7 protein-coding genes are annotated in these 5,814 nt (G+C 40.6%); 2 read left to right on the forward strand and 5 right to left on the reverse strand.

The window, feature by feature from the left end; translation table 11 throughout:
- From HP439_RS19455 to HP439_RS17330, 5 genes are all read right to left on the reverse strand, one after another.
- A partial coding sequence (locus HP439_RS19455; RefSeq protein WP_216657891.1) for a hypothetical protein occupies positions 1-250 on the reverse strand: 250 nt, incomplete at its 3' end.
- Complete coding sequence (locus HP439_RS17315) at positions 225-1,025, reverse strand: fimbrial biogenesis chaperone (RefSeq protein ID WP_172391593.1); 801 nt, start codon at positions 1,023-1,025, stop codon at positions 225-227. The genes HP439_RS19455 and HP439_RS17315, both read right to left, overlap by 26 nt.
- A 30-nt stretch (positions 1,026-1,055) precedes the next feature.
- Positions 1,056-1,580, reverse strand: coding sequence for a hypothetical protein (locus HP439_RS17320; RefSeq protein ID WP_172391594.1), 525 nt, complete (start codon positions 1,578-1,580; stop codon positions 1,056-1,058).
- Between the two features lie 247 nt (positions 1,581-1,827).
- Positions 1,828-2,238: a hypothetical protein gene (locus HP439_RS17325; protein ID WP_172391595.1), complete on the reverse strand. Its 411-nt coding sequence runs from the start codon at positions 2,236-2,238 to the stop codon at positions 1,828-1,830.
- 308 nt (positions 2,239-2,546) lie between these two features.
- Positions 2,547-2,939: a RidA family protein gene (locus HP439_RS17330; RefSeq protein ID WP_172391596.1), complete on the reverse strand. Its 393-nt coding sequence runs from the start codon at positions 2,937-2,939 to the stop codon at positions 2,547-2,549.
- Positions 2,940-3,323: 384 nt separating this feature from the next.
- On the opposite strand from HP439_RS17330, the gene HP439_RS17335 reads away from it, so the two are divergent.
- The gene (locus tag HP439_RS17335; protein WP_172391597.1) at positions 3,324-4,982 is read left to right on the forward strand and encodes a gliding motility protein RemB; all 1,659 of its coding nucleotides are present in this window, start codon (positions 3,324-3,326) and stop codon (positions 4,980-4,982) included.
- Between the two features lie 476 nt (positions 4,983-5,458).
- A partial coding sequence (locus HP439_RS17340; RefSeq protein WP_172391598.1) for an RNA polymerase sigma factor occupies positions 5,459-5,814 on the forward strand: 356 nt, incomplete at its 3' end.

Consider the following 5,814-nt stretch of genomic DNA (forward strand, 5'->3'; position numbering starts at 1 on the left):
TCCGGTTAAGCGGAATTGTTTCACCGGTACTTTTCAAAAAACTTGACGTGTTAGCTTTAACACTAAATGTTGGTAGCAATGACACGCCGAGGCTATAGTTGCCAACTACCACAGAAGAATTAAGTTGACTACCGTTTATAATATTTGCTTGGGGAATCGTTACGGTTACCTGGGCGCACACCGAGAATGCCCAGCAAAAGAAACCGATAAAAAGACCTACCGCGTTAATATGTGATTTCTTTCTCTGCAATTTTCAAGTCGTATTGGCTTCCTGCGTCTAGAATGGCGACGGCAAGATATTTCCCACGATCAAGTTTCTCCGGCAATAAAAACTCTACCCATTGTTCCGCCTCTGGCAGCATTGCTATTGCGATAGCCTCTACGGGAATCTCCTCGCCAGTTCCCATATTAGTAAGTTCGAACCGTACATAAGCATCTTTATTAATTGCGCCTGTATTTTTGATCTTCACATTTATCTGGCGTCTTGACCCGCCCTTAGTATCTGTATTCCCGCGATCTTCAAAGGCAAGAAACTCGAGATCACCACGATAAAGTCCCAAAGGAGTATGATACACCTGCACCCCGACCTCTAAAAGTACGTTCACATTGACTCCTGGTTTCTTATGTTCCTGTTGCTTCTTGACTTGGGTAAAAAACACCATACTATTGGTTTGCCCTGCGGGCAATGGATAACTGGGAATATTCATCGTTAAATTTATGCTCTTGGTTTCTCCCGGGGAGAGCTGAGCGGAATTCTCTGAGAGCTGTAGCCACGATACATTGGATTCTGGTCTAGAACCAGCGACATGGTATACCTTCACCCCCAATGAATCCCTATCCCAATCGTTCATTGATGCAACAAAATTAAATTCCTCGGTGGATGTATTGGTGAACGTGATTGTCTTACTGACCGTTTGACCTGCAGCGCCAGAGAAAAACACACGTGATGGAGCAACAGCGATACCCTGGCCAAAGGCTAGGGTATCGCTTATGCATAATATTATGACCGCTAAAAAATGCCTCACAAACATCCTCACATTTATAATCCTTTCTCCTTATAATTGTGTGGCCGTATAGGTCACCGTCGCCGTGTACGTTCCTGCAGCAAGCCCCAGTAACGGTGTCGGATCAGCTATTTCATAGTTAATTTGATAAACAGCGCTTGTAGATGGATTTGCCGTGTTTAACAGTGGTTCTGGAGAAAGATTTAATGGCACGTTCTCTATTGCAGTACCGCCATTTGCAGTTACTGAAGCAGGATCAACTGACACAGTAACAATATCTAAAGCAGGGCCAGTTGGTGTAAACTCAGTCGTAGCCTGAACAGAAAGATTGTACTCCTGATTGCTGATAACAGTGAAATGGTTCGGCTTATTAACGATCTGTTCTTGCGAATAGTCATCGGCATCTACGTAGTTAAAGTCAACTATCGGATCCGGCCCCAATGTAATAGATATAGCATCTGTAAGATTGATATTGACAGTAACGTCCGATGTTGTCGCTTCAACCTGCGCATAAGCGATTTGTCCAAAACAAACAGCTGCAAACGTAAATAAGGCTATTAATAGATTTCTTTTCATCGCATAAACATATTTAGTGTTAATTATCTAACGCAAAATTAATCCTAATTGTTTGAAGATAAAAGTAACTGCGGTCACATAATGATGTTATGAGATTATAAAACTTTACAGACGGGTAGTACCCACGGAGATCTCACTCGAATGCGGGATAAATTGACGCTAGAAACGTTAATCTATTGCTTTTGGGTAAGAATTACGCAAGTTACAACGAGAGGAGCTCGATTTGTCCCATCAATAAAAACAGCCGCTAATCCTGCGGGACAGCATTCAAATCTTTATACACGAATACGGGTTTGCCATTTTCGCAGCGAACACCTTCAGGCTCAATTACCCACATACAATCCGAGATGATATTATATTTTTCGTTGTATTCCTTTTCGCCCTGCGTATAGCGCTGGACCATTTCTAAAAATTCATCGACATCGATAGAGGAAGGGTAAGCGATATAGGCTACCGCGCCACCGCAGGCCTTATGCCCTAGCGCTGCAACTGCCCATTGCGAAGAATCGTTGCATGGTACATCTTTCACCATCTCTTCGATCTGAAATTTTAATTTGTCTAAAGCGTCTCGATCAGCCCTCCTATTTTTTTCTCCCGTTTTTTCACACGATAATAATGAGAAAAGGACGATACTAAATGTGATTAAAATTCTATTCATTACGTTTAAATTTTGGTTGAACTATAACTACAAAACGTAACCAATCTGCAAAATGATACAGTTATCCGGTTCCGGAGGCCAAAACAACTGGCAATATTTTATTATCTGGGATCGGTCTTAAAAAAAAACCGCAATAATTAGCACGAGATAGAAACGAAAACACAAACATCTCAAAATCAATCTTTTAAACCATTGAGCCAGTTATAACTAAAGCAACAAATAATCGGTTGTTCAGGTTCTGGTCTAAATAGAAAATCGATAAAAATCAACATGGTTGATCCTTACCGATTTTACAACTATACTTTCAATTATTCACTTCTCTTCCAAGCGATAACCGAGATTTCCACGTTTACGTTCTTTGGCAGCGTCTTTACTGCGACACATTCACGAGCAGGTTGATTGTCAGTAAAATATTGAGCATAAACTTCATTGATCGTTCCAAAATCGCCCATGTCGCTGATAAATATACTCGCCTTCACGACATCATTAAAGCTATAACCCGCAGCATCTAAAATGGCCTTTACGTTAGTCAGCACCTGATGAGTCTCGTCTGCTACACCTGAGCTGACTAGTTCCATTGTTTCTGGAATCAGTGGAATTTGACCAGAGACATAAAGCGTTTCACCAGCTTTAATTGCCTGGTTATAAGGACCGATTGCAGCAGGAGCCGAGTCCGTATTTAAAATTTGTTTGTGTGACATATTAAATTACTTTGAAAGGAATATTTTATAAATTATCGCCAAGATAAATAAGGTTATAGCTGCAATATTCATAATACGCATTGCCTTGCGGTTAAATTTTGATGACTTCGATAGCTCTGGCCTGTTATCTCTTGGGTTCATATAGGCTAAATTACGGTGCAAATTCTGAAAATCAAAAATTATTACACCGAGCTATGCCTCCCTGCCGAGCTATATTTTCCAAAATAACATACACTTTTAATTAAAAAAGTGTTCTTAGCGCCGTTTTGCATGCCCGAATTACAGACAGCTATACCACAGCCCAGTATATTATGTTACATTTGTAATGAATTATTAATTCGGAATAATAATTGTTATAGTCATTCAAACTACTCTAAGCAATATATGACGCGTTTTAACGTTACCCTTAGTTCAGTGCTACTATTATTAACTTCCCTGACGCTAGAAGTCGCACAGGCACAAGTTAACAGCCTACCATATTCTTATCAATATATGCAGAAATTTAACGACGTTCTGTATTCACCCGATACCAGGCTACATACCGCATCGAAACCCATACTCTTTAAAGGAGATATTTTAAACAAATTCGACTCGCTGCAGACAACGAACCCTGTTAATTCGAACAATTGGTTCCTACGAAAAATTTTCAATGAACATTTAGTAGAAGTAACCAAGGAAGATCATACATTTTATCTTGACTTTCTTCCAGATTTCATACTGGGTAAAGAACTAATTGGTGAGGACAAAAGAACGACCTGGCTAAACACTAGAGGGTTTCAAGGAGGGGTAACAATCGGCGATAAATTTACGTTCCATGCAAGCTTCTTTGAAAACCAAGGGGTATATCCAAAGCACATCGATGACTACGTCGATAGAAATGGCGTTATGCCTGGCCAGGGTACCGTGAAATTTGGAGATGACTACAAAAAAGATTGGATGTATGCCACGGCTAGTCTGACGTACGCATTCAGTGACAAATTCCAAACCACATTGGCCTACGATAAAAATTTCATAGGAGACGGATATAGGTCACTACTACTGTCAGATTTTTCGGGAAACTATTCAAACTTGAAGTTCACTGGTGAACTCGGAAAGTTTCAATATACCTCCATATGGGCCTACATGACAGACCCAAGGAATCCACGCATAGCCCCGGAGGACACCGAGCGGCGCTCAGGAGATGGAATTAAATACGGTTCCTTTCAATATATCGATTACAACGCAACGAACCGTCTGTCAATCGGTTTACTCGCTTCTTTTGTTTGGGGTAACCAGAATGAATATGTCGCGCCCCAAGGAGATCAAATTCCCTACATGGATTATTTCAATGCAGTAGAATATCCACAGGGGCCTCCCCCTTTCAACGGTGTAGCAAACACCGCCGAGACATCATATGCATCTTTAGGACTTAACGCAAAATATAAAGTACTTCGCAATGTAACTGCATACGGACAGCTGATGCTTGACGATTTTACAGGTAGCGAATTGTTTTCTGGAAAAGGCCACGTGAATAATAAACTTGGAGCGCAGATAGGTGCCCGTGGCTACGATATTTTCGCTGTAAAGAATCTAAATTTCCTTGCAGAATATAATGTTGTACGTCCATACACCTACCAACAATTCGAATCGATCAACAACTACAGTAATCATGGCGAACCTCTCGCACATCCTAGAGGGGCAAATTTTAGGGAAATTGTCGGTATTGCCAACTACAGTTGGAATCGGTTTGATTTCTCCCTACAAGGTGTCTACAGCCAGTATGGAACAGATCCTGAAAATGGAGCTAATATGGGTGGAGACATCTTTCAATCCTACGGCAAGGTATACAGTATGTACGACAATAGTATCGCTCAAGGTGTTAAAAATGATTTATATTATGTTGACGCGAAAGCTGCGTATGTGCTAAACCCCAAGTATAACCTTCGTTTTGAAGTTGGCTATACACAACGTTATAATGCAACAGAAAACTTGCCGACGCAAAAATCAGGTGTCATTAATATAGGCCTGCGTTCGTCATTCCGTAACTTCTACGGCGATTTTTAGTCAATACCCCTACTCTAAGAAAATAGAAACACGATAAGCCCCCCCAAAAAAAGGTCAGAACAAGGGGGGGGCTCTGGACGAACCGAAAACAAAAATTTAGAAATCTCCAAGATATTTTTGGGGATTTCTAGAGCCGTATCTATTTCTTTTACAGTCACTTACGACCTGATAAATACCGAGTATATCATATGAATCCTCGTCTCAAGTTACACTTGGACGGCCAGCTTCCACGATCGCCATCGCTGGCAAAGACGACTCCCATAGATTCAAAAGTTAACAAACTTTCAAGACAAAAACCTTTTAAAATGATCACCTCAACCATGTGAGACATACCTGCCTTTCTTTATTTGTGAGAATACCTTAAACAAAATACATGACCTTTGTTTAAGATTGAAAATTTTAATAACTTAACGTCCAGTTAACACGCCATTTATAAATTTGCCAGAGACTTTAAACTTACAATTGCTTAGCGAGTTATGGATAACACATGTGAAGTTCAGTTGCTGAATGACATCAAATCGGGTGATCATGTTGCTTTTAAAAAAGTAATCGACCTGTATGCTGATGCACTGTTCATTTATGTGGAGCGCCGAATCAATTCGCGCGAAGACAGCCAAGAAATCGTGCAAGATATATTTTGTTCACTCTGGAAAAACTGCAAAAAAATTACGATACAAGACAGTCTTGGACCTTACCTCTATAAAGCTGCAAAATTCGAAATCATCGACTGGATACGATCTAACAATCGCAGCCAAACAAAGCTAAAAGATCTCGCGTATCATCTCCCCAACGCCAACGAGAGCATCGAAGAACAATTCATCGCAAACGAGCT

It is taken from the genome of Sphingobacterium shayense (assembly GCF_013179575.1).
In the GTDB taxonomy this organism is placed as follows: Bacteria; Bacteroidota; Bacteroidia; order Sphingobacteriales; family Sphingobacteriaceae; genus Sphingobacterium; species Sphingobacterium shayense.

Coding starts and splice junctions, on each gene's coding strand:
- HP439_RS17320 (WP_172391594.1), bottom strand. CDS start 1,580: ATGAAAAGAAATCTATTAATAGCCTTATTTACGTTTGCAGCTGTTTGT.
- HP439_RS17325 (WP_172391595.1), bottom strand. CDS start 2,238: ATGAATAGAATTTTAATCACATTTAGTATCGTCCTTTTCTCATTATTA.
- HP439_RS17330 (WP_172391596.1), bottom strand. CDS start 2,939: ATGTCACACAAACAAATTTTAAATACGGACTCGGCTCCTGCTGCAATC.
- HP439_RS17335 (WP_172391597.1), top strand. CDS start 3,324: ATGACGCGTTTTAACGTTACCCTTAGTTCAGTGCTACTATTATTAACT.